This window comes from Photobacterium profundum, from assembly GCF_003026285.1.
In the GTDB taxonomy this organism is placed as follows: Bacteria; Pseudomonadota; Gammaproteobacteria; order Enterobacterales; family Vibrionaceae; genus Photobacterium; species Photobacterium profundum.
Genome location: NZ_PYOD01000002.1, coordinates 797,157 through 823,622 on the forward strand (window position 1 = coordinate 797,157; position 26,466 = coordinate 823,622).

Sequence of the window (26,466 nt, forward strand, 5' to 3'; positions counted from 1 at the left end):
ATGGAGAGCGGTTTCCATTTCAGTGAAAACCGATAATTGAAAATAGTCGTTATCTTAAGCTGAACGTGATTTATGCGCTGCGGTTACGCTTTAATTTCAACTCTTGTTCGATCAGCATTTTTTCGTGTACTTTAAAAAAAGGCTTATAGATAAACCACGAATTGAGAATGGCTAGTAAGCTCATACAGAGGTTATTAATACTACCATTTGCAGCCCAAGCAGCACCGATAGGTGCAGGCATAGACCAAGGTAACATAGCAACAAATCTGTCTAAGACTCCGATATCGGTTAGGTACCATGCTAGTGATGCATTAAGTAACGGTACACAAATAAATGGAATTAAGAACAGTGGATTCATAATTATTGGAAAGCCAAATAATATGGGCTCATTAATATTAAATAGTGAGGGTATTAAGCCTACCTTTCCTACCGAACGTAGTTGTTTTGATTGACTGCGTATTGCCATGAATATTAATGGTAGTGTTGAGCCTATACCGCCAATTAAAATATAATAATCCCAGAAACCTTGTAAATAAATGTGTGGCAATTGTTCTACACCGGATGCTAAAGCCTGCTGATTTTCAATTAAAGATCTCATCCAAAACGGGTTCATTATTCCTGTGATTATTAACGCACCATGAATACCTACAAACCAAAGTAAGTGGCTAATTAATAATGATATTAATACGGCTGTTAATGTATCTGATGCAACAAGTAACGGTTGAAATAAGAGCTCTACAATTTGTGGGAAAAGAAGTTGAAACTCATGTTGAAGATAAGCATTAAACAGTGTGAGCGTAAAAAGAATAAATATTAATGGTGTTATTAATTTAAAGCCTTGTATGGTGATAGTCGGTACTTCATCGGGTAGTTGAATATACCATCCTCTAAGATAGAAAAAGCGTATAATTTCAATGGCATAAAAGCTTGCCATTAATGCAGTAAAAATCCCCATCCCTCCTAAATAGCGCATTTCTGAAGGTTCTGGGCCATAAAATCCCGCTAGTAATAAAAAAGACAAACAGCCCGTTAATCCAGAGAGTCTTTCAGGAATTTGGTATTGCTTTGCCAAACTAGCTGACGTACCAAAAGCAATCATTAAGGCAATTAAACCAAGGGTTAGCTGAAAAGGCGGTAATAGAAGTTCACGCCACTCAACCGAGAAACGGTACCAAGCACTACCTATACCTGAGCCTGCATCTTGTAAAATAGGGGGGAAAATTAAAGGAACAAAAAGGCTTCCCACTATTACAAAAGGCATTGCGAGTTGAAAACCATCGCGAAGTGCTGATACATGCTTACTACGAGTCAATACATTTGCTAATGGTGAGATATATTGCTCTATACCATTAGCGACGACCCGCATCAGTTGTACATTCATCACTTATTCCTTACCAATATTGTGGGGCTAGCCTACTATCATTGGAAACCGACGGAAACATAAAAATAATAAGCTTGAGGTTATTAACTAACCTGATACTTAAATGGTGATCTACAGCTCAAATTTATGGAGTGAATATATTTTAATTCTTATGATTCTCTAACTTAAAAATAAAATCGCTTTTATATGTAATCTACCCCTTCATCTTTTAACGTTTAAAATCAAACCCTTAAAAAGCACGCTCATTATAAATCAAATAGTTACCTTCAATTTAATTATATTCTAATTCTTATATCGCTTTGATCACAAAAAATATGATGATCTTATTAATCTTATTGATCTCATTCACAGTTCAACTGGAATCTTAGGGAAACCGGTTTCCATTGGTTTCCTTTGGGTCTATATTTCTCTCCATCGAGGCAATTAATGCTTCTTCTTAAATCGATTTGGAGAGATGAAATGAAAAAAATCATGCTTTGTTGTTCTGCGGGAATGTCGACCAGTTTGTTGGTGAAAAAAATGGTTATTGAAGCAGAAAAACGTAGCTTACCTGTTGAAATTGAAGCTTTTGGTGCATCTGAGTTTGATCAGAATGTAGGTAATTATCAAGTCGTGCTACTTGGACCTCAGGTGAAATATATGCAAAGTGATTTACAGAAAAAAGCGGATGCTCATGGCATAAAAGTTGAGCCAATCAACATGATGGATTACGGCATGCAAAAGGGTGACAAGGTATTGGATTTTGCTTTATCGCTGATTGATTGAAAGTGAAAAGAAGGATGTCTATTTACAGTGAATAAGCGAAAACTCAGAAAGGAATAATAACAATGAGTGCCCTATACGATAAATTAGTTGGTGTTATTGAACAAAAAATAACACCAATCGCAGGTAAAATTGGTCAACAGAAATATGTGACGTCCATACGGGATGGTTTTATTGCAGCTTTACCCTTCATGATTGTTGGTTCGTTCATGCTGGTGTTTATTTTCCCTCCTTTTTCTGCAGATTCGACTTGGGGGTTTGCCCGGGCATGGTTAGATTTTTCAGATGTACATCGTGATGCACTAATGCTTCCGTTTAATCTTAGTATGGGAGTAATGACCGTATTTATTTCGGTCGGAATAGCATCAAGCTTGGCGCGACATCATGATTTAGATCCAGTTACAACTGGGCTTCTGGCTTTGATGTCGTTTCTTTTAGTGGCTGCACCTGTTCAAGATGGCATGCTATCGATGCAGTACTTCTCAGGGCAAGGGATCTTCACTGCTATTATTATTTCGATTTATTCAACTGAGGTATATGCGTTATTAAAACGTAAAAATATCACTATTAAATTACCACCTGAAGTACCTACAGGTGTGGCACGTTCTTTCGAAATTCTAATTCCTGTTTTAGCGGTTATTTTAACATTACACCCTTTGAATTTATTGATTGAAGCACAGACAGGCATGATTATACCTCAAGCGATTATGTCGCTAGTTGAGCCTCTTGTTGCAGCATCAGATACTTTACCGGCACTATTACTTGCGGTACTCGTTTGTCAAATTCTTTGGTTTGCTGGTATTCACGGTGCGCTTATCGTGACGGGTATCATGAATCCTTTTTGGATGGCTAACTTATCGATTAACCAAGCCGCAATGGCTGCGGGTGAAGTGATTCCGAACATTTTTGTTCAAGGCTTTTGGGACCACTATCTATTAATCGGCGGTGTTGGTTCAACATTACCGCTGGCATTCTTATTATTGCGTAGTAAAGCAATTCATTTACGTACGATTGGTAAAATGGGTACAGTGCCAAGTTTCTTTAATATCAATGAACCGATTCTTTTTGGTGCTCCTATCATAATGAATCCAGTGTTCTTCCTTCCATTCATCTTAGTACCGATGATTAACGCTACGCTTGCCTATTTCGCTCTACAAATGGATTTAGTTGCACGTGTTGTGTCGTTAACACCTTGGACGACACCTGCACCGATAGGTGCTTCGTGGGCTGCAAATTGGGCGTTTAGTCCTGTGATTCTTTGTTTATTGTGCATGGTGTCTTCAGCAATGATGTACCTACCTTTCCTGAAAGCGTATGAAAAGCAGCTGCTTGAACAAGAAGCGAAAGATGAACAAGAGTTAGTTTCAGACCAGCCAGTAACTGCGTAATTCAAGTGTGATATCTGACTACACAGCTTATCTCTATTAATAAAGGGCGGTGATATCACCGCCTCATAAATCGGAATTTACTACTATGAAATATCAATTTCCTGAAAATTTTTGGTGGGGCAGTGCCTCATCAGCAACACAATCTGAAGGGGCTGCTTTTGACGGTGGCAAAGGGGATAATATTTGGGACCTTTGGTATCAAGAGCAACCTAACCGCTTCTTCAATAATGTAAGCGCGACAAAGGCGTCAACGTTTTATCAAAATTACCAAACTGATATAGCGTTAATGAAAGAGATTGGCCATAACACATTTCGTACCTCAATTTCTTGGTCGCGTTTAATACCAATGGGTCGTGGGGAAGTAAACCAAGAAGCCGTGGCATTCTACGGTAAGGTGATTGACGAGTTAATTGCGAATGATATTGAACCCTTTATTTGTTTATTCCATTTCGACATGCCTGTCGCAATGCAAGAAATTGGCGGTTGGGAAAACCGTGAAGTTATTGAGGCATATGCTGACTTTGCCGATATTTGTTTTAAGCTTTATGGTGATCGCGTAAAGCATTGGTTTACGTTTAATGAACCGATTGTGCCTGTTGAAGGTGGGTACCTTTATGATTTCCATTACCCTAATGTAGTCGACTTTAAACGTGCTGCAACGGTTGCCTTTAATACGATGCTAGCCCATGCAGAGGCAGTAAAGCGTTATCGCGCTCAGCAACTCGATGGTCAAATTGGTATTATTTTAAATCTGACCCCGTCGTACCCACGCTCACAAAATATTGCTGATGTAAAAGCGGCAAATATTGCTGACTTACTGTTTAATCGCAGCTTTTTAGATCCGTCGGTTAAAGGTGAGTATCCGCAAGAATTGATAGCCTTTCTACAAGAACATGATCAAATGCCAGTCTGTCAGGAAGGGGATCTTGCCACTATAGCTGAGGGTAAAGTTGATCTTCTTGGCGTTAATTATTATCAACCGCGTCGTATTCAAGCCAAATTGCATACAGTGAATACCGACGGTCCATTTTTGCCTGAATGGTTCTTTGATTATTATGAGATGCCAGGCCGTAAAATGAACCCACACCGTGGCTGGGAAATCTACGAACAAGGTGTGTATGACATCCTGACGAACCTTCGAGAAAACTACGGCAATATTCCATGTTATATCTCTGAAAATGGTATGGGAGTCGAGGGTGAAGAGAAATTTATTGAAAACGGTCAAGTAAAAGATGATTACCGTATCGACTTTATTAAAGGGCATTTAACTTGGCTACATAAAGCGGTTCAAGAAGGGGCTAACTGTAAGGGTTACCACCTTTGGACATTCATTGATAACTGGTCGTGGGCTAATGCTTATAAAAACCGTTATGGCTTCTACCGCCTCGATCTTGAAACACAAACACGTACTGTAAAGCGCAGTGGTGAATGGTTTGCCCAAGCGTCTAAAGCGAACGGGTTTGATTAAATTGTTATTTAGTACATCCAACTATCAGTTTTAATTGTTTTAATTTTGGCGGTTTGGCAATATCCATTATTAATAAGCATCTTAACTTTTTATGTTTGGTTATTAATAATAGTGTTAAACCGTCTTTGCTCACTATTAATTGAATATTTTTACGGGAGAGAAATAATGGATTTAGAAGAACAAGTTATGGGTATTATTATTAATGCAGGTCAATCACGCAGCTTATGTTATGAAGCCTTAGGTCATGCTAAAAAAGGTGAATTTACTGAAGCTGAAGGTTTGTTAAAAGAAGCTCAAGAATTTGCAAATCAAGCACACCTTGTTCAAACCCAATTAATTGAAGCGGATGAAGGTGAAGGGAAAACGAAGATGACGTTAATCATGGTTCATGCACAAGATCATTTAATGACCTCAATGCTGGCGAAAGAGCTTGTGATTGAAATCATTGAGTTGCATCGTCGTATTGCTGTCGAATAAAGCAGGTTTATCTATATATGTATTGGGCTGAGTATTCGTTTCTCTTCAGAGATCATACTGCCCACTCGTAACCTTTTCCCAAAAGCCATCGAACAATATGAAATACCATAGGAAAGGTTGTCGATGCTAGTCATTCCAACGATCTAACAACCTAAAGGTATCTAAACATTAGTGTGTAGTTAGAATAAACTTTGCAAACAAATAATAAACTAGTTCCCTATATTTTATAGGCTAATTACGATTTTCTAACTAAGAATGAATGTTCGTATAAACATACGGTACCTTTATTTAATTAGGGGAGAATACTCATTAAAGATATTGTTGCTTATATTAATAAAAGAATTCAATACAAACGGCTTATTAAATAAGTCGGCATCATTATTTGGTTTATTTTAAGGGATATAAAAATGAAACGACTACCAATAGCAATGGCGGTTGCGGCGATCTTATCGCCAATGTCGGTAATGGCTGAATTATCAACGACAGCACCTTCACAAGTTCCGAATCAAAATCCGGCAACGTTATCAGGTGATTTTGTTGATGTTGATAGTAAAGGTAAGTTGGAACAAGAACCCGTATCCATTTTACCAACGGTAACAGAAGCCGTAGATAATAGCTTGACGTTCAGTGGTTATGCGCGAATGGGGGCTGGTTTCACTGACACGGATCCTGGTTCAGAACTGTATGAAGGGTCGATTCAAAATGGCCAAAATATTATCCGTACCGCAGGGTCACAATACCAAGCAACAGGTCGTCTTGGTAATGAAGGTCACGGGCTTGAGTTTGGTTTAAATAAGCGTTTTGATCATGTCAAAGGTCACTGGGATGTTTTCATCATGGTCGATGATAATTACGGCAGTGGCTCAAACTGGAATGATGGTGATGATAAACTAAAAATCGCACAGGCATTTGCGGGGGGGAATGGCGTATTTACTGCCCAACCTGACGCATATGTATGGGCTGGTAAGCGTTTTAATGGCCGTGAACATGTCGATCTGAATGATTATTTCTGGTTCATGAATGATGGTAATGGCGGTGGTGTTGACGATCTTGACTTTGGATTCGCTAAGTTCGATTTTTCGGTAGTTGCTGGTGATAATGGCAACAATGGTCGTTATGCGTTAACCACGAAATTGCACAGTATCACCATAACCGAGAATGCCAGTGTACGTTTCTTGGCTAACTATGGTTTTGGTTCTGCCAATGAAGTTGAAAACGACGATGGTTTGCTAGAAGACGTGAAAGACTCTTACCAATTGGGTGCCATTTATCATCAATCTTTTGCCAATGGTTGGAGCGAATTTGGAGCGCGTTATAACGATGGCGCACGTAATCAGTTATTAGGCGGCAACGGTAAAGACGGTGATGGTATGGCATTAACCGCGCAAGGTGAATTTGAGTTAAGCAGCGCATGGGAATTGGCGTATGCATTAATATACGAAAAAAACGGGATGGAAGATGAAGATCAAACATGGTCACAAGCAGTCGTACGGCCTGGATACCGTTGGAATGATTACTTAAGTACGTGGCTTGATGTGGCGTATGACCAAGTTGAGTTTGATGGCAAAGGTACAAACTCTTCGTGGAAGGCAACAGTGTCACAAAATTTCGGTTTAGGTAGCTTCTTGGGGTCTCGCCCACAAGTACGTGTATTTGCAACCTATGGTGAACTGGATACCGAATATGTTGGTGACTCTGGTGCGAAACAGGGTAAAGATTCAGCAACAACGATCGGCATTATGTTTGATGCGTGGTGGTAATTTTTGTTGAAGTGATTCGATAATACTTACCAATAGTATGAGTAGGCATTACGTCATTATGGCCAACCAGCTTAAATTGGTTGGCCTGATAATAAATAGCTAAAATTTCAGACTTCCATCTGAATGCCTTCATCATGTTGTGCACATATGTAAAAATATTCGGCGATATTCCTTGTTGTTTCTTGTTCGGTTCAGACTCATCAGTAAGAACGATGTGGTACAATCTTTGAGTATTTTTCTGTTGTATAGCGATGCTATAAATATGTCGATAAAGAGTATGGCAACAATTACTGATGTATCCCGATTAGCGAATGTGTCTAAAGCTACGGTATCACGCGTTTTGAGTGGTACAAGAGGTGTGCGTGAAGACAGCCGTCAAGCTGTATTACGTGCTGCTGATGAACTTCAATATAAGCCAAATGCAGCTGCACAAGCTTTAGCTGGGAAAGCGTCAGAGTATGTTGGTGTTATCTTATCTTCAGCAGATGCTGGGCGTATCTCGTCGTATTTACCTTTGATTGCTAAAGGTTTACAGAAGTACAGTAAACATATGCTAGTACATTTTGCAGAAACGCGAGAAGAGCAAAAAGCATTAGTTAACGAACTCGGAAATGGCCATTGCAGTGCGATTATTTTAATTGGTGGTAAAGATGCCAATTTACAATCAGATAAATTAATTCATCTTGATGGTGTTGCATTAGATTCCCCTTATTCTATCGGTTTTAATTACTCGTTTGCGGCAGAAAGTGCATGTCGTTTTTTAATGAGTAAAGGTCATCGTAATATCGCGCTTATTATCGATAATAATAAAGACGCGTCATCGCTTAAAACGGTTGAGGGTTATAAGCTCGCTTTACAAAATCAAGCGTTGCCGTTTAATCGTCAATTAGTTGTAGAGACAAACAGTAACCCTGAAGAAGCTGTAATGGCTTTACTGAATAGCTATACACAGTTTTCGGCTGTAGTGGTAATGCATGATAGTCATGCTGCCCATGCTATGCGCTTGTTTCGTGAGTTTAACCTTGCAGTACCGCAAGAGGTTTCAATTATTAGTATTGAAGACTCTGAACTTGCAGGCCAACTTAACCCTCCTCTAACATGCATTAGTTTTCCTTCAGAACAGTTAGTTAATGAATCAATGCGTATGTTAGGCGAGCTACTTAATAACCGACCTACTCAAGTACAAGAACAGCGTGCTCTTTCTGGTCGATTAATAAGCCGTGAATCGGTGTCGACTCATCGTTAATAATTGCACTGATTTTATAGGTTCAAACTGTTTAAGATAGTTATTCCTAAGCTACACGAAAACAGTGATCCCACTGTGGTAAGGGCAATAATATTGGCTGCTAGCTTTGCATTTGCCCCCATTGAGCGTGCCATGACATAACTTGCTGCTGCCGTTGGTGCGGCACTCATCAAGAAAATAACTCCTAGTTCTAACCCTCTAAAGCCCAGCATATAGCCAGCAAGCGAAATTAACACCGGAGCGATGATCAAGCGCCCACAGGTTGAATATTTTGCATGAGTAGAATCTTGGCGCAGTTGTTTCATATCTAAGCTAGCCCCTGTGCACAGTAACGCCAAGGGCAGTGTCATATCTGCAAAGTAGCTCCCTGATTTAAGTAGTACTTCTGGAATACTGATATTTAAATAGGAAAAGGGGACTGCAGCACAAATACCGATGATTAAAGGATTTTTTACTATAGAACGTAATAAATAGCCGGTATTTAGTGATTGGTTACCAGGGGAAGATCGCGTTAGCGTTATCACGGCAAGAATATTGTAAAGTACCGTTATTACAGCAACATATAATGATCCAACCACTAAGCCATTTTCGCCATAGGCATTGGAAACATATGCCAGGCCAATGATTCCTGTGTTTGCTCGAAACGCACCTTGAACAACCACGCCTCTTTCTGCTTTATTTTTTACTAACCAATGCGCTAAACATTCAAAAATGACAAAGGTTGCGGTGTTTGCTGCTAAAGCAAACAGCAATAAGTTGATATTACCCACCTGTGCTAAGTCCGCTTTTACCACGCTTAAAAATAATAATGCTGGCAGCGTAACGGTAAAAACGAGCTTCGACCCCGTTTCAATGAACTTTTCTTCAATGATCCCCCAGCGTCTAAGCGCAATACCGAGCCCGAGCATGATAAAAATAGGTCCAGTGACAGAAAATGAGTATTGCAGTTGGATCCAGAATTCGTTCATTTCAATATCCTTATTAATCGGTCTATTTGTAACACAAAAAGAGCGATATATGGATAGTCCAAGTTGTAACATCTTGATATTATACTTAATCTATTGTTTTTAATCGTTTTTATTAATGGGGTGTTTTAAATGGTCATGTTTTTTTACTGGAACAATGATCAAGAGGCACGAATAAACGGGGGGTGTCATCTCAATTGGAACGATGATCAAGAAAGATCTTATGTTTAGATCGTTAACTATTCGGATCGATGATCAAGAGGGGATCTTATTTTCTTGTCTAGTTTAGAGCTACTTTTACTTATGCCACTAAAAAACTGGAACGATGATCAAGTATGTAGTTTATTTAAGTTTTTGATTTTATGTGTTTATATTAGTTTTTGGTACATTTTACGGTATTTTATCGATATGCTTTCGAGTGATGCAGAATGACCTGTGAGCCCTTGTAACATAAGGGAATAAGCGTGATCGCCGAAATTGAAATCACACTGCCCGTAAAGAATACTATCTTGATCACTTTTCCGGTGTGTTTACGTGGCGAAAGCACTATACCCAAGCTACCTCAAGAGGCTCGTTTCAGCGAGAATTTTTTGGGCTCTAGCTAAGACACTTATTTATAGACCTAGTGGTTCTACGTTGAAAATAAGTAACATCGCATAGAGCCCAACAAAACTCTCCCTTCGGGAGTGAATCCTGCATATTGAGGTCGCTTGGGTATATATTTAGAAGAGAGATTGTTCATTAAGAGAAAAGAAACTAGAGTCTAGGCACGGTTACTGAGACAATGCTTTATTCATTATTGGTTTATTTGTTATAGATGAATACTAAGTTTAAACATTCAGAAATTGTCATACTGCCAGAACAGATGGAACACCATAATCATGGCTATAACCAAGTTGTGATTGGCTTATCTGGACAGACAGAGTTTGATATAGAAGGCTATGGTAATCTTGTTTGCCCTGGTCAGGGGTGTTTAGTGACCGCTGATTCTGAACATGCCTTTTCTGGTTTAGGTCGAAATGAAATATTGGTTCTGAATATACCAGTCTCCCAAAATTCGTTTGAAGAAACCTACGGCCATTTACAACCTTCTTATGCGGTGGAACGTGTCGAACGCTTATTTGATCAGTCGAGCTATTTTCATCTTGATAGCCAAGCTCAAAACCTTATTAATGCACTGACTGTTGAAATGACAGCGCACCCTGATGATCTGTTATTAAGTAAAGCATGTACTGATACACTGATGTGCGTATTACAGCGACATTTTAAGCCGTTAGCATCCGATCGCCATATTGCACGTTTAAATATGGATATTGTCGATCAATACATTATTAAGCACCTAACGCGTAAAATTTCTGTAACACAATTGGCGGGGCTGGTTTTTTTAGGTGAAAGCCAATTTCATTTATTGTTCAAGAATCAAACAGGTGTAACACCACACCAGTATGTTTTAAAAAAGCGCCTCGAAATGGCGAAACAATTAATGGAAGAATCGCAGTTGAGTTTGGCCCAGGTGGCACAAAGCTGTGGATTCTCGGGTCAGAGTAGCTTTACACAAGCGTTTTCACGTTTATATGGCATGCCACCTGCGCGTTTTAAAAAAGATAACTTATAGCTTCATTTATTGTCTTAGTTGAATGGTGGTTTTTATATTTAATTTAATTCAACGGCTTAATTGAAAGTGTCATTTTTTTTGTTGCTTATATTCATCATTTTTTAACTCTTCTCTGTGTCTCTTCTTCTCTAGCCTCTCTCGTTACCATATTCATACTTACGTAGGAACATTCACTGTTTTTGCGTAACTTTTTATGTTCATTTTTTGCAGCTAACTTTACGTTAATCGGTATGAAACAAGTTTTTTTGATGATGTTTTGTGTCTAATTTTGTTAAAAAACGGACTTTTTCTAAAAATTAACGGAGAATATGGCAAGACTAGACGAGCTGTGGAAAATAGAATCCCCTCAATAGTAACACTGGTGTAACATTTATCCTGACGATATAGATAAACTTCAGGATTCATTATTGAGGGAATGATTATGTTCAATGCGGCAGATGTACTTCAGCCATCCTTTATTGAGCGTCCGTTAAACGAAATCTGGACACTGATTTCGCCGCTCTATTCTGTTGATGAGTCGTTATGGCTAGAACAGCTATTGCCTTTGGCTGAGCCGTCAGATGTAGAACGTAAACACACAACAGATAAAGCTGCTGAGCTTATTAAGCGCGTGCGTGCCGATGAAAATGCGGTTCAAATGATTGATGCACTATTATTGGAATACAGTCTAGATACTAAAGAAGGTATTTTACTGATGTGCTTAGCTGAAGCTTTGATGCGTATTCCTGATGCCGCAACGGCTGATGCTCTTATTCGCGACAAACTCAGTGTTGCTGATTGGAAATCCCACCTTAAAAATTCTGATTCTCTGTTTGTCAATGCCTCGACTTGGGGCCTGATGCTGACGGGGAAAGTAGTCACAATGGATGCCAAAGAAGACGGTAAGCCATCTCATGTGATTAATCGCTTAGTTAATAAAATGTCTGAGCCTGTGATTCGTCAAGCAATGAATCAGGCGATGAAGATTATGGGTCACCAGTTTGTACTGGGGCGTACGATTTCAGAAGCAATGAAAAATGGTAAGAGTAACCGTGATAAAGGTTTCACTTATTCATTTGATATGTTGGGCGAAGCTGCATTAACGGCACAAGATGCTCAAAAGTATTTTAAAGATTACATCATGGCGATTGAATCTGTTGGTCGTGATGGGTATGCAAGCCAAAAAGGCAGTAATAAAAAATCGCCAGATCCAACGGTGTCTATAAAGCTATCTGCTTTACACCCTCGTTACGATGTAGCGAATGAAGCCCGTGTATTAGATGAAATGTATGAATCAGTGCTTACATTACTTTCACGTGCGCGTGAATTGAATGTAGGTATTACGATTGATGCTGAAGAAGCCGATCGTCTTGAGTTGTCATTAAAGTTATTTGCAAAGCTCTACCGTTCAGATGCAGTTAAAGGCTGGGGCCGATTTGGTATCGTTGTTCAGTCTTACTCTAAGCGTGCATTGCCTGTACTGGCATGGTTAGCAGCATTAAGCAAAGAGCAAGGCGATATTATTCCTTTACGCTTGGTGAAAGGCGCGTATTGGGACAGTGAATTAAAGCTTTCTCAGCAAAGTGGTTTTAGTGACTACCCAGTCTTTACCCGTAAAGAGTCAACAGATAGCGCATATCTTGCGTGCGCTCGTTTCTTATTGTCTGAGCATTTGCGTGGGGTGATTTATCCGCAGTTTGCTAGCCATAACGCTCATACAATCTCTGCTATTGTGGCAATGACTGATCACCGTGATTTTGAATTCCAACGTCTGCATGGCATGGGCGATGCACTTTATAATCATGCAATGGACATGTATCAAGCGAATGTACGTATTTATGCGCCTGTTGGTAGCCATAAAGATTTGCTGCCGTACCTTGTGCGCCGCTTACTTGAGAACGGTGCTAATAGCTCGTTTGTTCACCGTTTGGTTGATGCCGATTGCCCGATTGAATCATTAACAGAGCATCCGGTAGATACCTTGCGCTCTCGCCCTTCGTTAAATAACAGCCTTATTCCACTGCCACCACAGATCTTTGGTGAGAGCCGTAAAAACTCTGCCAGCATTAATATTGATATTGAATCAGAGTGGACACCGTTCAATGCTGCTATTCAGGCATTTAGTCAGCATCAATGGCAGGCTGGCCCTATCGTTAATGGCGTTACGCTTGATGGCGAACAACACGCAATTACTGCCCCTTATAATCGTACGGAAAGTGTAGGGCAAGTCGCATTTTCTAGTGCAAGCCAAGTTGCTCAAGCCATTGATGTTGCAAGTGAAGCATATCCAGCATGGTCACAAGTGGCTGCTTCTGAGCGCGGGGAGTGCTTACAACGTTTAGCTAATTTACTTGAGCTTCACACTGGTGAGCTGGTTGCCCTTTGTCATCGTGAAGCAGGCAAAACAATTCAAGACAGCATTGATGAAATTCGTGAAGCCGTGGATTTCTGTCGCTTCTATGGTGAGCAGGCGTCGACTGAATTAGCCAGTGCAAAATCAATTAAAAGCTTTGATGGTTTAACCAAACAGCTGACTTATCAAGGTCGTGGTGTATTTGCATGTATTAGCCCATGGAACTTCCCTCTAGCGATTTTCTTAGGGCAAGTATCAGCGGCATTGGCTGCTGGTAATACTGTTGTTGCCAAACCTGCTGAACAAACTTCGTTGATTGCTTACCGTGCGATTGAATTAATGCTTGAAGCGGGTATTCCTGCTGGCGCGATTCAATTATTACCAGGTACAGGCGCTGAAGTGGGTGCAACGCTTACAACAGATGTACGTATTGCTGGCGTGGCGTTTACCGGTTCAACAGAAACCGCCCAACGTATTAACCGTTCTTTAGTCGCACGTGATTGTGAAGCCGTTCCGTTTATTGCAGAAACTGGCGGGCAGAATGCGATGATCGTTGATAGTACTGCGTTACCAGAGCAAGTAGTGCGTGATGTGGTGCGTTCTGCTTTTGCTTCTGCTGGGCAACGTTGTTCTGCGTTACGTGTGTTATTTGTTCAAGCCGATATTGCTGATCGCATAATTACTCTTATCAAAGGTGCGATGGCTGAGCTATCTGTCGGGCGCCCTGAGTTACACAGTACTGATGTTGGTCCTGTTATTGATACCGCAGCAAAAGAAAAGCTGCTAACTCACATAGAGTCGTTAAAGAATCAATCGAAACTGGTAGCTCAAGCTCAGCTGAGTGATGAATGTAAGTTGGGTGATTTTGTTGCACCAACAGCATTTGAAATTAGCAGTATTGATATTTTGAAAAATGAAAACTTCGGCCCAATTCTTCACATCGTTCGTTTTAAAGCGAATGAAATCGATCAGGTTGTCGATCAGATTAATCAGACAGGGTTTGGTCTAACGCTGGGTGTTCACAGCCGTAACGAGCGAACTTATTGTCGTATCGAGCAACGCGCTCGGGTGGGTAACTGCTACATCAACCGCGATCAGGTTGGTGCTGTGGTGGGTGTTCAGCCGTTTGGCGGACAAGGCCTATCGGGTACTGGTCCAAAAGCGGGTGGTCCACATTATCTGTATCGCTTCACTAAAGGTGTACTGAGTGCGTAATAGCAGCTGTGTCTGAATTGAGAAGGAAGAAGTTATGACTACAAATATTCAAACCATGGTGGATAGCAACCTATCAACCTGGGAAAGCTGGAATGGCTTAGGTTACAGCGAGCGTACTGCCATTTTAACGCAGTGGGCTAGCCAGCTAGAAGCCAATGCGAAATCGATGGTGGAGTTTCAATGCCGCAATGCGTTAGAGCATGTGGGGGAAACACTATTAATGCCAGGGCCAACAGGTGAAACCAACGAACTGTACAGTGCAGGTCGTGGTGCATTTGTGGTAACGGCTGATATTGAGGCAACTGTTACGGCAATTGTCGGGCAAATTACAGCGGTATTAGTGACAGGTAATACCCTGTTTATATGTTTGCCAGCTGACAGTGCATTATCAGGAAAAGAACTGGTAACACAGCTTGAAAAAGCAGGCTGTCCGCAAGGTGTTATCGTTGCTGTTGATAGTGATCAACTTGCAGATTTATCAAGCCATACTGCAATCGCGGGTGTGGTTTATGCGGGTAAGTTATCAACGTCACAAGCGATGGCTCGCCAGTTAGCTGCGCGTGATGGTTTATTAGCACAGTTAGTAACAGAAACAGATTGTGAGTTGTTACCTGTGATTGGTAGCCCAACGTACATCTTGCGTTTTGTGACGGAAAGAACACGCACCATTAATATTACCGCTGTAGGAGGTAATGCAACACTGCTTGAACTGGGCAGTGGCGAACATTAATTTTTAGTGGTTGGCTGGCTTATGGTTATTTCCCTCAATTATGTCGTGTGACTGAAGGAAATAGTGATAGGCCGGTTAACCAAGTAAACATGCTGAATAGAATATTCAGTAAATAAAATACCCGCAATGAATGGGTATTTAAATAAGTGAGGGAACTCGACAATGATTGAAAACAGCTTTGCTATTACAGGAACGTTTATCGTTTATCTAATAGCTATGATGGCAATTGGCTATATAGCCTATAAGCGTACATCTAATTCATCTGATTATTTCTTAGGTGGTCGTTCGTTAGGTCCATGGCCGGCTGCGTTATCGGCAGGTGCTTCTGATATGAGTGGTTGGTTACTACTGGGTCTACCTGGTTATGCTTATGCTGCTGGTATCGAATCACTTTGGCTAGCTGGTGGCTTGTTACTGGGTACATGGCTGAACTGGTTGATTTGTGCGAAGCGCCTTCGTACTTACAGTATTACTGCTGATAACTCGCTAACACTTCCTGAGTTTTTAGCACGCCGTTTTGATGATAAATCTAAACTGATCCAAACTATTTCAGCATTCTTTATTTTGCTGTTTTTCCTTTTCTACACCAGTTCAGGTTTAGTTGCAGGCGGTAAATTATTTGAAACAGTATTCGGTCTTGATTACAGCATTGCTGTTATTGTCGGTACTGTTTGTGTTGTGTCGTACACCTTATTTGGTGGTTTCTTAGCTGTATCATGGACAGACCTTGTACAAGGTTTATTGATGTCTGCTGCATTGCTTATCGTGCCGATTGCAGCAATGAGTGGTGGCGTCGGTGATCTTACGGCAGCGCTAGAGCTGAAAAACCCAGAACTAATGACTCTGTTCAACGATGTGAAAGGCCAACCGTTATCTGCCATTGCGATTATTTCTCTTGCAGCGTGGGGTTTAGGCTACTTTGGTCAGCCACACATTCTTGCACGTTTTAAAGCAACACGTAGTAATGCTGATATTACAACAGCACGCCGTATTGCGGTTATCTGGACTGCATTATCAATGACTGGTGCGGTACTTGTCGGCTTGGTTGGTATTCTTTATGTTGATAACCAGTTGGCTGGCGATCTAGCTGATGGTGAGAAGATCTTCATGTTACTTGTGAACTCAATCTTCCACCCTGTGGTTGCGGGTATTCTATTAGCCGCGATTCTTGCGGCTATCATGAGTACTGCTGATTCACAGCTATTAGTGTCATCTTCTGCATTAGCGGAAGATTTCTATAAGCAAGTATTCCGTCCTGCAGCTCCAACAGAAGAAATCGTCATGGTCGGTCGTGTTGCTGTTATCGGGCTTTCTATTGTTGCACTGGTACTAGCAATGAACCCTGATAGTTCGGTACTTGGTTTAGTCTCTTATGCGTGGGCTGGGTTTGGTGCGGCATTTGGTCCTGTATTGTTACTTAGTCTTTACTGGAAGCGTATGAACCGTAATGGTGCGCTAGTCGGTATTATTGTTGGTGCATTAACAGTTGTTATCTGGAAGCAGATTACAGGCGGCATCTTCGATATCTATGAAATCGTACCTGGCTTTATTTTAGCGACATTGTCGGTAGTGGTTGTGAGCCTGACAACGGGTGAGCCATCAGAGAAAATTCAAAAGCAATTCGAACAATACGAGAAGAACCTTGTAGAGTTTGATTAATGCTTAATCAGTGTTAATTGAAAATAAAATGCCAGTCTGATGACTGGCATTTTTTTTGTCTGATGGATATACCCTAGTAGAGTGTTCGAACTAAACTTAACGAGCTTAGTTTTTTATTTTCGTGATTTTGCCACATTCGCATTTGAAAATAGAGGTGTACAACCAGCGTTGAAACCATGTCCGTTTTATTCTAATTATATTTTTATTACACATCGACCACCTCTGTTTTATGAACTGTTTTAGCTGCTTTTGATACTGACCATTAAATCGTACTTCATTCTGTATATGGGTTCAATACAGATGTGAATTTGAACGTCAATATTTTGTCGCGGCTAGCAAGACAAGGCAGAGTGGGTAAAACAGTCTAAAAAATCATCAAGGTAGGAGGTAAGTCAAAGTTCATGAACAAGAAGATTATTATGATAAACAGGAACTAAAGCTGATTAGCTTTGGGTTTTATTTCATTTTCAGCGTATTAAGAGAGGGTACTATGACAAATTATCAGCACTATTTGGCGACCGTTGAACGTGTGTACCCTGTCGTATTAGCAGAGCTTACAAATAGTACATGGTGTGTCGAATGTTCAGAAACCCGTCGTGATCAAATTAAGTTGGTTGCGACTAACGGAGCGGTTTATCACCGCCTTGATCTAACGCCAGCCAATACCCCAGATATGTGGCCAGATAAACAACCAATTTCAGAGGTATTTATTGATTATATTGCACGTGGATTTTCGCGTGTTGCACCACTACGTCAGTCTGTTTATCGCAATAATATGAGCCATTGGTTAGAGCACGGCTTACAAGGGTTACAGTCCATATTTTCAGAACAAGGGGAGTTACTACAAGCGGTGAGTCAGGCTGATTACCCGTATCCAAGTAAAGTGAAATTGGATGGTGATTATTTTCCGTGTTGGGTGTTGGGTGAAAAAGACAGCCAGATCATGGTAGCGGTTATTGACCGTCGATGCGGCACATTGATGAAGTCGTTGCCTGTCGTGAGTGAACAACTGGTCGATACCGAACACTGGTTCAGCGCGCAGGTAATCGATTCAAGTGAAGAAGCGATCGAGACTGCCCACCATCATGTTGCTGATTTAGTTACAGCACCGATAGATCGCACCGATGATGAGCCAAAGCTTGCCGATGTTATTACCAACCCTTGCGCATCAACCATTAGCCCCGTGGTGAGCGTAATGTTGATGATGGCTGTGGTTGTGGCTTTCTTTGTTATTCTTAAAATTGTACTTGGCTTTTAGCATAGGCAAAGATCCTAGGGGGCTTGGAATGAAATGATTAGATTGGTATTACAGCTAAAATCTTATAAGATCGGTCATCAATCGTAATGCTGTCGAGATCAATTATGCAAAACCTATCACTTCTATCCCAAACAGAGAGAAATCGCATCGAATTAGATAAGCAGGCTGCTTATACCGTGTGGAAAGTGAAAAATGCCAAAGCGGGTTATGAAGCATTTGCAGAGTTGAGTAATAATATTTCAGACGATGATGACCGTGATTTATTTGAACGTGCAGTCAGTAAATACAAGGTGCAAATGGGTGTAAAATAGCCGTGATTGATGGCGGTATATTATGAATCGTGCCTTTCGTGCTTGAACTGTAGAGTGATCACCGACAACGAAAGGCATCAGTTAGTACTTATACCAATCTAGACAAGTATCTGACCATTTACTTATCCAGAATGGTATTACACACTTTGCGGCGCTTAGGTAAAGCAAATCTTTACCTTTATTCAGATAAAGGCGATTAAGCTGAACTTTATAACAATAAGCTTTCTCCCAGTTTTTTAGCCACTGTGTCATCCACTACTACTTGCACTGAGATATCCATATCATTATTCCATTTCAGCGCATACGCTGATATAGCTGCTGCGCTATCAGATTCACAGATTGCGGCTCCTGTGCCACTGACTAAATCATGCCATCGCCCAATCATTTTAATCTCATCCCCCATCATCGCTTTATCTTGTTCGTCGGAAAGTTGAGAGAAGTGAGCTAATATCGGGTGAAGTTTACCCTGATGGATCTGCCATGTGATTAAAAAAGTCATCGTTAATACCTCATAGAAGCAGAGGTATTAAGTATAGACGGTGATTTAATCTGTATTTTTTACCAAAACAGGGAAATAGCGGCATCAAAAACTAGGCTATATTATTCAATGTAATGATGTTTATGTCTTGGCGATTTATGGTGTTAATTGAATAAGGAACCTTGATGAGTGTAAAGGGAAATACTCTCAAAAGAACCGTTTATATAGGTATACATATTTGTCTATTAGTCGGCATATTGCTTTGTGTCGGCTTAATTCTTCCTAGTGCCATGGCAGCACAACCCGTTTCTTGGGATCGCCAAAATCAAACATGGTTAAGCCAGCAATCTGAACATTTTACCATTCACTTTCGTGACGGGCATCAATCACAAGCTGCTAAATCATTAGACATTGCAGAACGTGTTCACAGCGAGCTGCTGCCATTTTTTATTTATGCTCCAGAAAAACGTACCGAAATTGTATTAGTCGATGATTTTGATTTTTCTAATGGCTGGGCAACGCCGCTTCCTTTTGCACAAATCCGTTTATTCATAAGCCCCCCAGAAGATGTTAATGGTCTTGAGGCGAATGATGATTGGTTACACATGCTTATTCGTCATGAATACGCGCACATCATGCATATGGAGCTAGGTGCAGGGGCTGTAAAAGGAGTCCGAAAGGTACTTGGTCGTAATGGCTTGCTATTTCCTCATGCCTTAACGCCTTCGATGCTTATTGAAGGGGTAGCTGTTTACTTAGAAACAAATAAAATACTGGGCTATGGTCGATTACAAGGTAGTGTGTATGACATGCAAATGCGGATGGAAGTGGCTAGCGGTAAGTTTAATGATCTTGAACAGGTTGTAGTGGCGTCGCGTGAATGGCCGCTAGGGTCGCAATATTTGTATGGTGCATATTTTATTGAATACCTTGCGACAATGTATGGTGAAGAAAAACTAGCGCTTTTTTTACAGGATTATAGTCGAAAATTACTCCCCTATTTTTTATTGAATGGTTCGGCTGAAACTGTATTTGGTAAAGATTTTTTCCAATTGTGGGATGATTTTCAACAGGATTTTGAAATACGTTATGACACACAAATAAGAGAACTTGCTCAGCAGGCAGTAACTGGGCGTGATATTGCTATTAATCCATATTTACAAGTAACCACACCGGGTTATCATGGATTATTAGTTACCCGTAAAAATGGTGAAGATCGTGCGGTTATTTCTCGGCTCAATAATAGCGTTCAGCCTGAAGATAAATGGCAAAATATCACTAATACCAAAGGTGTTACAGCGTTAGATCTGCACCCTATTGGTGGGTTAGTTGTATCACGGATTATTAATTATACTGATGGTAGACAAATTAATGATTTATTTCGCTATCAAGATAATGGCTGGATAAGGCTGACAGAAAGGCAACGTTTTCGCAAAGTACGCTGGATGTTAAATGGTAGGCAGCTATTAGCCAGTCGAAAAATTAATGGATTAAGCGAACTGTGGTTAATCGATTTGCAAAATTCACATACATCCTTAGTGTGGCGCGGTGAACAAGGTGATGTGTTAGGTGGTTTTGATATATCACCAACAGGAGACTTTGTCGTTGCGTCAATGAAACGGCCACATCAAGGGTGGAATTTAGAACGTCTGCCTATTACTGCTCTTCAAACAGATAATCTTTTAGACATAGATTGGCAGCCCCTTACCGATACAAAGGCAACTGAAAATAGCCCTGTATATTTACCTGATGGGCGCATTGCATACAGTGCTGATTATGAAGGGGTATATAATATTTTTGTTATCGCCCCCAACTCTGGTGAAGTAATGCAATGGACGCGTGAAATCGGAGGGGCATTTCAGCCACAGTGGCAGCCTTATTTAGGATTAGCCTATCAAGCGTATGATACTGATGGGTATCACTTGAAAGTGATTGAGCAGCCTAAGCCATTAACAACATTTACGGTGAACAGTCAGCAAGGTCGTTATGATTACCCGCCAGTTGTGGTTAATACCCGTGAAAAGTCAGCCGTTGAATCTTATAGCCCATGGTCAAGTTTACGTCCACGAACATGGCTGCCATTACTTTTTATTGATGATAACTCAACGGAAGTTGGGTTTCTTACCTCGGGCTCTGATGCATTAAGCCGCCACAATTATTGGATTTCAAGTACTTGGGATTTTGACAATGATGTCGCCAATTTTAATGCAGCTTATCGTTATGACAATCGTTGGTTATTTACTTATGAACGTAGCCATAATTTTGAAACGTTTATACAAAACACCTCGTCAGGTAATGAGATTACAGGCAAGCGTATTACTCAAGATGACAGTATATTATTGCAACGTAATAACATTTTCACGTCATGGGAAGATGATCTAGCGTTACATGCTGGTGTTACTTGGGAAAAAGAATCACTGGTATCAGAACCTAGCTTGCCTAACCTTCCGCCATATCGACCCGCTGATGAATCATTGTTCGGCTTTGCGTTTACGTTCGATAACCGCGAAACATATTTAAATGTGCCCGGTATTGGCTGGGGACATTATGCGGATTTTCTTGTGGAAACAAACGCATTATTTAATGGTGATTATAGCGGTGAAAAATATCAAGGGCAGTGGCTAGGAACATGGGATTTCCCCGGTAGAACCACGTTAACTGGGCGATTAAGTTTTGGTTATGCCGATGATAGCGCGAAGTCATTCCGATTAGGTGGAACTGATCTTCTTGAAGAATCGCGTTTATTTGGACGAGATACGCAAGCACTACGTGGCTACGATGAATCGGTACAGCGAGGTCATCGCTATGCAACGCAACGGCTAGAGGTCGAAACATGGTTGGGTCGATTAGAGCGAAACTGGAGGCTGTATCCCGTTGGTATTGGTGATATCTCAGGCTCAGTGTTTATTGACTCAGGTGCTGCGTGGAATGAGAGTCATAATATTGAGCAGTTAACGGGGGCAGGTATACAAATATCGATTGAAGCTAAGTTAGGGTATGGCTTAACGTTACCAGTTACCTTGGGTTATGCGCATGGATTTGATGACGAACTTGGGAAAGAGCAGTTTTATCTCAATATTTCGGGCAGTTTTTGGTAATCCCAAGAAAAGATAATTAACGTTGGAACTATCAATCTAATATTCCAAAAACGATCATACAAAGCGACTGACTGAATAGTCATTTTTCAGCATTTATTCAGAAATGTACTGATATTATAAAGCGGTATATTATACGGTGGTCGTGCCATGGCTCGCTGGGTATATTTTTCAAACAATACAGTGTTATTCAAGAACGTACAGTCTGTAAATTTATGGCTATACTTCATTATTTCTTGATCTAAATATTTCTTTTGTGGTTACCAATTTGATAAACCTTAGACTTAATGTATTAAGTCTAATTATGATACACTGTTTTTTATTGTAAGTACCAAGCGTTCTTTATGTGCAATGAATAAGGAATTATTTTCAAATTATGAGTAAGTTTACCCCCCCTACGTTTAAGAAAGCTTTTTTACACCCACGCTATTGGCCGACGTTAATGATGATATCTATTTTATATCTGATTAGCTGGCTCCCTTATTTTATTCAATTCCGTATGGGGCAAGGTGTAGGTTGGTTAGCTTTTCGCCTTGCATCCCGTCGTAGAGAAACAGTTAAGCGCAATCTAGAGCTGTGTTTTCCTGATATGTCTGAACCAGAGCGTGATGCCTTGATTCATAAGAATCAGGAAAATACAGGTTTAGCGTTATTCGAAACCGGAATGGCGTGGTTTTGGCCAGATCTTCGTGTTCAACGGCATGTTGAAGTTGAAGGTATAGAGCATATCAAAAAACTGCAGGCTGAAGGTAAGGGCGTTTTACTGATAGCTATTCACTCGATGAATTTGGAGTTAGGTGCCCGTGCGTTTGGTTTAAGCACCCCAGGAGTTGGTGTTTATCGTCCGAATAACAACCCTTGTTTTGATTATTTTCAATATAAAGGTCGCTCGCGCTCGAACAAAGACATGATTGATCGTAAGGATGTAAAAGGCATGCTACGCGCTTTACGTAAGGGCGAGTTAGTCTGGTACGCGCCTGATCATGATTATGGTCGCCGTCGTTCGACATTTGCACCGCTATTTGCAGTTGAAAATGCCTGTACAACAACAGGTACAAGCCTATTGGTTGATGCATCTGGTTGTGCGGCTGTGCCATTTGCCATGATTAGAAATAGCGATTCAGGAAAATACACATTAAAGATTTTCCCACCATTAGATGCCTTTCCGCATAAAGATCTTGATGCTGCTGCCGCTTATGTTAATAAGGCTGTTGAGCGCTCCATCATGGAAGCCCCAGAGCAGTACTTGTGGTTACATCGTCGCTTTAAAACACGCCCAGAGGGTGAGCCATCACTATATAAGTAAATCATGAAGAAGAGGGCTTTTTAGCCCTCTTTTTTATATGTTTTTTCTACCTGCTTTATGATTTTCTCATTAGCATCGAATGTTTTTCTTCATATTCTCACAGCCTCATTCATTGTAAGAACGTTTCCTTATATCAAAGTTCCCTTATATACGTGGCATGCTTTATGTATGTGTATTTACAGTGGACGCTATTTGAAATTAAAGCGTTATTCGAAACGGAAGGTTTGAATTTAGTGAGTGTTCGTGAGAGGTATGAAATGAAAACGATATACCTTGTTTGTGATATTACTTTGCATAAGGGAACAAGTTTTTTTGATTATTTGTATCAGTTAGAAACGACAGAATATCGCTTTGTGCTCGTTACACCAGATATTACAAGAGATGCTAGGAATGCATTGGAAAACAAAGGATATAAATATGAACGCGTATCGAATGTGGTTCAGTTGATGCTTCTGCTGCGAGGAAGTCCTGCAAATATGATTCATTTTCATTTTTATGGTATAGGGCATTCGTACTTATTGTGTTCAAGACTACTTTGTTCGAATATCATTTTGACTGCGCATCAATCATTACCCAAAGAAAAGCAGCCTCTTAACGTGAAATTTCGTTCAAGAATACAATCTGCTTTGGTGAGGGGTAAACGTAGAGTATTAATTCTTTTTTTAAGGCGTACAGTGGCGGTTTCATCGTTTATTTATCGTTGGCTTATAAATGATATTCCGAGTCATTCTGTAGTTAAAATTGAAAATGGAATTAATTTGCAACGTTTTTCTTATGTTGATCTACCGCCTGTTTCTACTACGTTAAATTGTTTTTTTGTTGGTTACTTATCTGAAGAAAAAGGTGTTTGCAAATTACTGTACTTATTCTCTGATTCTGAAATATCAAAGGTGGCCAATATCAGTATTATTGGCGATGGCCCAATGCAAGAAGAGGTCAAACAGGCGGCAAAGAAATTTTCATCCATTACCTACCTTGGTCCATCAGAATATGTTGAACAAGATTTAACAGGTGCACACCTTTTGCTTGTTCCATCCCAATGGCAAGAAGCATTTGGCTATGTAGCTGTTGAAAGTATGGCGATGGGACGTCCTGTTCTCGCCCAGCCTACAGGTGGATTAGGTGAGTTGTATTCACATAGTAATCATAGCTGGTATGTTGATTTTAATGATAAAGGTGCCGTTGAAAAATTACTTAAAACATTATTATCTCAGCCTGAATTAATAAGAATAACAGGTATTAAAGCGCGCAGATGGGTTCATGAACACTATTCTTTAACACGTCAAATAAATCAAACTCATGCACTCTATTCTGAATTGCTTAATTAACGTAATGAGTAGGGTTTATCTTTGATAAAGGAGCGACATATGATTAATACACTCAGACGGAATATAAAAAAACAAGACTCAGTAGTGAGTCAGCTTCTTTATCGTATAGTGAAATTTGCAAAATACGGCCAGCTACCGCCACTGACAATACTCTATAAGCTTGTTTATTTATGTTACAAATTGATGGGTATCGCTTTTCATCGTTGCATGAATTTATTCATCTATCTGCCTATGCTGCAATCGCAATTAACTCAATACGCAAAGGGGTTGCAACTTGAAAATGGTATGCCATTAATAGTTGGCCCGGTTTCAATTTCTATCGGTAATAACGCTTGTCTTAATGGTGCGATGAGTATTCATGGACATCCTGATAATGAACAGTGTCAGTTAGTGATTGGGGATGATTGTTATATTGGCTGGCAAACGGGTATTACCGTTGGTACAAAAGTCATTATTGGTAATAATGTGATGATTGCCGGTAGAACAATGATAAGTGGCCATAGTGGCCATGGTGTGAGTATTAATGAACGTGATAACCCTAAAATGGCTGATTTAGTCATAGAAGACAATGTGTGGTTATGTACCAATTGTCATATTGTTCGGCCGGTTCATATTGGTAAAGGTTCTGTTATTGCTGCTGGGTGTATTGTGACGAAAGATGTACCAGAAAATGTATTATTTGGCGGTAACCCTGGTAAAGTTATTCGCTATTTAAATACCTAATAACGTGTATTAACGCTTTTTATTGGCTTTTGAATATCGAATAGCTATAGGTAATTTAATGACGTTATTACATGAAAATCTGTTCTCACAATTGAAAGATGAAGGTGTTGTTGTACTGCCTGATTTGATAAAAAGTGAACAATTAAGTGCAATGAAAAATGCATTTGAATGTCAGCTGCAACAACCGAGTTTTAATGCGTGGCAAGGTTATCATCAAACAGATCGGCGCCGATTGATGCTTGATCAATTATTGACTGTTGAACAAGGTTTTGTGGATGTAGCCTTACTTTCTTTAGTGCAGGTTTTAGTTAAACGTTACTTAGGTGAATCGGCTTGTTTACAAGAAGCAAAAGGGTGGCAAAGTTTACCTTTTAAGGATAATTTTCATCCCCTTCACCGAGATGAATGGTATTGCCGCAATCACTATTATGAGCAGAAAAAGCCGATGTCATTGAAGCTCGGCTTGTACCTTGATGACGTTGATACGGGGGCTTTTGCTTATATTCCAGGCTCACACTGGAATGTGGGTGGGGATCATGGCACTGTTGATGAGCTATCAACACTGATCACTGGAAAAGCAGGCACGGTGTTCTTGTTTGATCCTGAAGGATTACATCAGCAAAGTTTTCCAAATTTAAAAAAACGTAATGCCGCCTTTTTTCATTTTTTTTCCAGCGATATTGTATTGTCACAAAACTTTATCCGTTGGGGGCGTTTTCGTCAGTTATTAATTGAGTCAAGCTATTTACACTCATGTTCGCCAGAGCAATTAGCCTTTCTTGGTATAGGTCGGCAGCCATCAACTCACCCTATTGAGATTCAGCATTTTCGCTGGGCGCGTTATTCAATAAATGGTTTAGTGCGTGGAATCAATGAAGGGCAATATTGGTTTCAACGCGTGCAAGCACGGCTTAGCCGTCGTTAAATATTAGCGCCTGTCTTTCTATATAGAAAGGGTAGTACGAACTT

20 protein-coding genes are annotated in these 26,466 nt (G+C 40.3%); 17 read left to right on the forward strand and 3 right to left on the reverse strand.

Going from position 1 to position 26,466, the window contains the following annotated elements:
- Positions 1–70 precede the first annotated feature (70 nt).
- Positions 71–1,381, reverse strand: a complete 1,311-nt coding sequence (locus tag C9J48_RS08370) for a PTS cellobiose transporter subunit IIC (protein WP_006228660.1) — start codon at positions 1,379–1,381, stop codon at positions 71–73.
- Positions 1,382–1,840: 459 nt separating this feature from the next.
- On the opposite strand from C9J48_RS08370, the gene C9J48_RS08375 reads away from it, so the two are divergent.
- From C9J48_RS08375 to C9J48_RS08400, 6 genes are all read left to right on the forward strand, one after another.
- Positions 1,841–2,146 (forward strand): PTS sugar transporter subunit IIB, encoded by a 306-nt coding sequence (locus tag C9J48_RS08375; RefSeq protein ID WP_006228659.1) that lies wholly within the window; start codon positions 1,841–1,843, stop codon positions 2,144–2,146.
- A 62-nt stretch (positions 2,147–2,208) separates the two neighbouring features.
- Positions 2,209–3,531 (forward strand): PTS cellobiose transporter subunit IIC, encoded by a 1,323-nt coding sequence (locus tag C9J48_RS08380; protein WP_006228658.1) that lies wholly within the window; start codon positions 2,209–2,211, stop codon positions 3,529–3,531.
- An 85-nt stretch (positions 3,532–3,616) separates the two neighbouring features.
- On the forward strand, positions 3,617–4,999 hold the full coding sequence (gene gmuD / locus C9J48_RS08385; protein ID WP_006228657.1) for a 6-phospho-beta-glucosidase GmuD: 1,383 nt from the start codon (positions 3,617–3,619) through the stop codon (positions 4,997–4,999).
- 165 nt (positions 5,000–5,164) lie between these two features.
- Positions 5,165–5,476, forward strand: coding sequence for a PTS lactose/cellobiose transporter subunit IIA (locus tag C9J48_RS08390; protein WP_006228656.1), 312 nt, complete (start codon positions 5,165–5,167; stop codon positions 5,474–5,476).
- 407 nt (positions 5,477–5,883) lie between these two features.
- A complete protein-coding gene (locus tag C9J48_RS08395; protein WP_006228655.1) occupies positions 5,884–7,236 on the forward strand; it encodes a carbohydrate porin in 1,353 nt (450 codons plus the stop codon).
- A gap of 277 nt (positions 7,237–7,513) precedes the next feature.
- Positions 7,514–8,482, forward strand: coding sequence for a LacI family DNA-binding transcriptional regulator (locus C9J48_RS08400; protein WP_006228654.1), 969 nt, complete (start codon positions 7,514–7,516; stop codon positions 8,480–8,482).
- A gap of 14 nt (positions 8,483–8,496) precedes the next feature.
- Here C9J48_RS08400 and C9J48_RS08405 read toward each other — a convergent pair whose 3' ends face one another.
- Entirely contained in the window at positions 8,497–9,450 is a 954-nt protein-coding gene (locus C9J48_RS08405) for an AEC family transporter (protein WP_006228653.1), read from the reverse strand.
- A gap of 814 nt (positions 9,451–10,264) precedes the next feature.
- Here C9J48_RS08405 and C9J48_RS08410 point away from each other — a divergent pair.
- The 6 genes from C9J48_RS08410 (at position 10,265) to C9J48_RS08435 (ending at position 18,567) form a co-directional block, all read left to right on the forward strand.
- Entirely contained in the window at positions 10,265–11,062 is a 798-nt protein-coding gene (locus C9J48_RS08410) for an AraC family transcriptional regulator (protein ID WP_006228652.1), read from the forward strand.
- A 421-nt stretch (positions 11,063–11,483) separates the two neighbouring features.
- Complete coding sequence (gene putA, locus C9J48_RS08415; RefSeq protein ID WP_006228651.1) at positions 11,484–14,609, forward strand: bifunctional proline dehydrogenase/L-glutamate gamma-semialdehyde dehydrogenase PutA; 3,126 nt, start codon at positions 11,484–11,486, stop codon at positions 14,607–14,609.
- A gap of 34 nt (positions 14,610–14,643) precedes the next feature.
- Positions 14,644–15,339 (forward strand): aldehyde dehydrogenase family protein, encoded by a 696-nt coding sequence (locus C9J48_RS08420; RefSeq protein WP_006228650.1) that lies wholly within the window; start codon positions 14,644–14,646, stop codon positions 15,337–15,339.
- Between the two features lie 162 nt (positions 15,340–15,501).
- Positions 15,502–16,998, forward strand: a complete 1,497-nt coding sequence (gene putP / locus C9J48_RS08425; protein WP_006228649.1) for a sodium/proline symporter PutP — start codon at positions 15,502–15,504, stop codon at positions 16,996–16,998.
- Positions 16,999–17,488: 490 nt separating this feature from the next.
- Entirely contained in the window at positions 17,489–18,256 is a 768-nt protein-coding gene (locus C9J48_RS08430) for a hypothetical protein (protein ID WP_006228648.1), read from the forward strand.
- 104 nt (positions 18,257–18,360) lie between these two features.
- Entirely contained in the window at positions 18,361–18,567 is a 207-nt protein-coding gene (locus tag C9J48_RS08435) for a DUF3283 family protein (protein ID WP_006228647.1), read from the forward strand.
- A 208-nt stretch (positions 18,568–18,775) separates the two neighbouring features.
- On the opposite strand, the gene C9J48_RS08440 is transcribed toward C9J48_RS08435, so the two are convergent.
- Positions 18,776–19,066 carry a DUF3303 domain-containing protein gene (locus C9J48_RS08440; RefSeq protein ID WP_006228646.1) on the reverse strand — a complete coding sequence of 97 codons (291 nt, stop codon included), beginning with the start codon at positions 19,064–19,066 and terminating at the stop codon, positions 18,776–18,778.
- A gap of 164 nt (positions 19,067–19,230) precedes the next feature.
- Between C9J48_RS08440 and C9J48_RS08445 the strand changes: the two genes are divergently transcribed.
- The 5 genes from C9J48_RS08445 to C9J48_RS08465 all read left to right on the forward strand — a co-directional run bounded on the left by C9J48_RS08445 (position 19,231) and on the right by C9J48_RS08465 (position 26,422).
- Entirely contained in the window at positions 19,231–22,143 is a 2,913-nt protein-coding gene (locus C9J48_RS08445; protein WP_006228645.1) for a hypothetical protein, read from the forward strand.
- A 373-nt stretch (positions 22,144–22,516) separates the two neighbouring features.
- The gene (gene lpxL, locus C9J48_RS08450) at positions 22,517–23,446 is read left to right on the forward strand and encodes an LpxL/LpxP family Kdo(2)-lipid IV(A) lauroyl/palmitoleoyl acyltransferase (protein WP_006228644.1); all 930 of its coding nucleotides are present in this window, start codon (positions 22,517–22,519) and stop codon (positions 23,444–23,446) included.
- Between the two features lie 164 nt (positions 23,447–23,610).
- Entirely contained in the window at positions 23,611–24,774 is a 1,164-nt protein-coding gene (locus C9J48_RS08455; protein ID WP_006228643.1) for a glycosyltransferase family 4 protein, read from the forward strand.
- A 39-nt stretch (positions 24,775–24,813) separates the two neighbouring features.
- Positions 24,814–25,497: an acyltransferase gene (locus C9J48_RS08460; protein ID WP_006228642.1), complete on the forward strand. Its 684-nt coding sequence runs from the start codon at positions 24,814–24,816 to the stop codon at positions 25,495–25,497.
- Between the two features lie 58 nt (positions 25,498–25,555).
- A complete protein-coding gene (locus tag C9J48_RS08465) occupies positions 25,556–26,422 on the forward strand; it encodes a phytanoyl-CoA dioxygenase family protein (protein ID WP_006228641.1) in 867 nt (288 codons plus the stop codon).
- The last annotated feature ends 44 nt before the right edge of the window (positions 26,423–26,466 follow it).

Excerpts from the sequence above, each read along its gene's own strand:
- C9J48_RS08455 (WP_006228643.1), top strand. The coding sequence starts at position 23,611 with ATGTATGTGTATTTACAGTGGACGCTATTTGAAATTAAAGCGTTATTC.
- C9J48_RS08465 (WP_006228641.1), top strand. The coding sequence starts at position 25,556 with ATGACGTTATTACATGAAAATCTGTTCTCACAATTGAAAGATGAAGGT.
- putA (WP_006228651.1), top strand. The coding sequence starts at position 11,484 with ATGTTCAATGCGGCAGATGTACTTCAGCCATCCTTTATTGAGCGTCCG.
- C9J48_RS08430 (WP_006228648.1), top strand. The coding sequence starts at position 17,489 with ATGACAAATTATCAGCACTATTTGGCGACCGTTGAACGTGTGTACCCT.
- C9J48_RS08370 (WP_006228660.1), bottom strand. The coding sequence starts at position 1,381 with ATGAATGTACAACTGATGCGGGTCGTCGCTAATGGTATAGAGCAATAT.
- C9J48_RS08435 (WP_006228647.1), top strand. The coding sequence starts at position 18,361 with ATGCAAAACCTATCACTTCTATCCCAAACAGAGAGAAATCGCATCGAA.
- C9J48_RS08460 (WP_006228642.1), top strand. The coding sequence starts at position 24,814 with ATGATTAATACACTCAGACGGAATATAAAAAAACAAGACTCAGTAGTG.
- C9J48_RS08440 (WP_006228646.1), bottom strand. The coding sequence starts at position 19,066 with ATGACTTTTTTAATCACATGGCAGATCCATCAGGGTAAACTTCACCCG.
- C9J48_RS08405 (WP_006228653.1), bottom strand. The coding sequence starts at position 9,450 with ATGAACGAATTCTGGATCCAACTGCAATACTCATTTTCTGTCACTGGA.
- C9J48_RS08445 (WP_006228645.1), top strand. The coding sequence starts at position 19,231 with ATGAGTGTAAAGGGAAATACTCTCAAAAGAACCGTTTATATAGGTATA.
- putP (WP_006228649.1), top strand. The coding sequence starts at position 15,502 with ATGATTGAAAACAGCTTTGCTATTACAGGAACGTTTATCGTTTATCTA.
- C9J48_RS08400 (WP_006228654.1), top strand. The coding sequence starts at position 7,514 with ATGGCAACAATTACTGATGTATCCCGATTAGCGAATGTGTCTAAAGCT.
- gmuD (WP_006228657.1), top strand. The coding sequence starts at position 3,617 with ATGAAATATCAATTTCCTGAAAATTTTTGGTGGGGCAGTGCCTCATCA.
- C9J48_RS08420 (WP_006228650.1), top strand. The coding sequence starts at position 14,644 with ATGACTACAAATATTCAAACCATGGTGGATAGCAACCTATCAACCTGG.
- lpxL (WP_006228644.1), top strand. The coding sequence starts at position 22,517 with ATGAGTAAGTTTACCCCCCCTACGTTTAAGAAAGCTTTTTTACACCCA.
- C9J48_RS08410 (WP_006228652.1), top strand. The coding sequence starts at position 10,265 with ATGAATACTAAGTTTAAACATTCAGAAATTGTCATACTGCCAGAACAG.
- C9J48_RS08390 (WP_006228656.1), top strand. The coding sequence starts at position 5,165 with ATGGATTTAGAAGAACAAGTTATGGGTATTATTATTAATGCAGGTCAA.
- C9J48_RS08380 (WP_006228658.1), top strand. The coding sequence starts at position 2,209 with ATGAGTGCCCTATACGATAAATTAGTTGGTGTTATTGAACAAAAAATA.
- C9J48_RS08395 (WP_006228655.1), top strand. The coding sequence starts at position 5,884 with ATGAAACGACTACCAATAGCAATGGCGGTTGCGGCGATCTTATCGCCA.
- C9J48_RS08375 (WP_006228659.1), top strand. The coding sequence starts at position 1,841 with ATGAAAAAAATCATGCTTTGTTGTTCTGCGGGAATGTCGACCAGTTTG.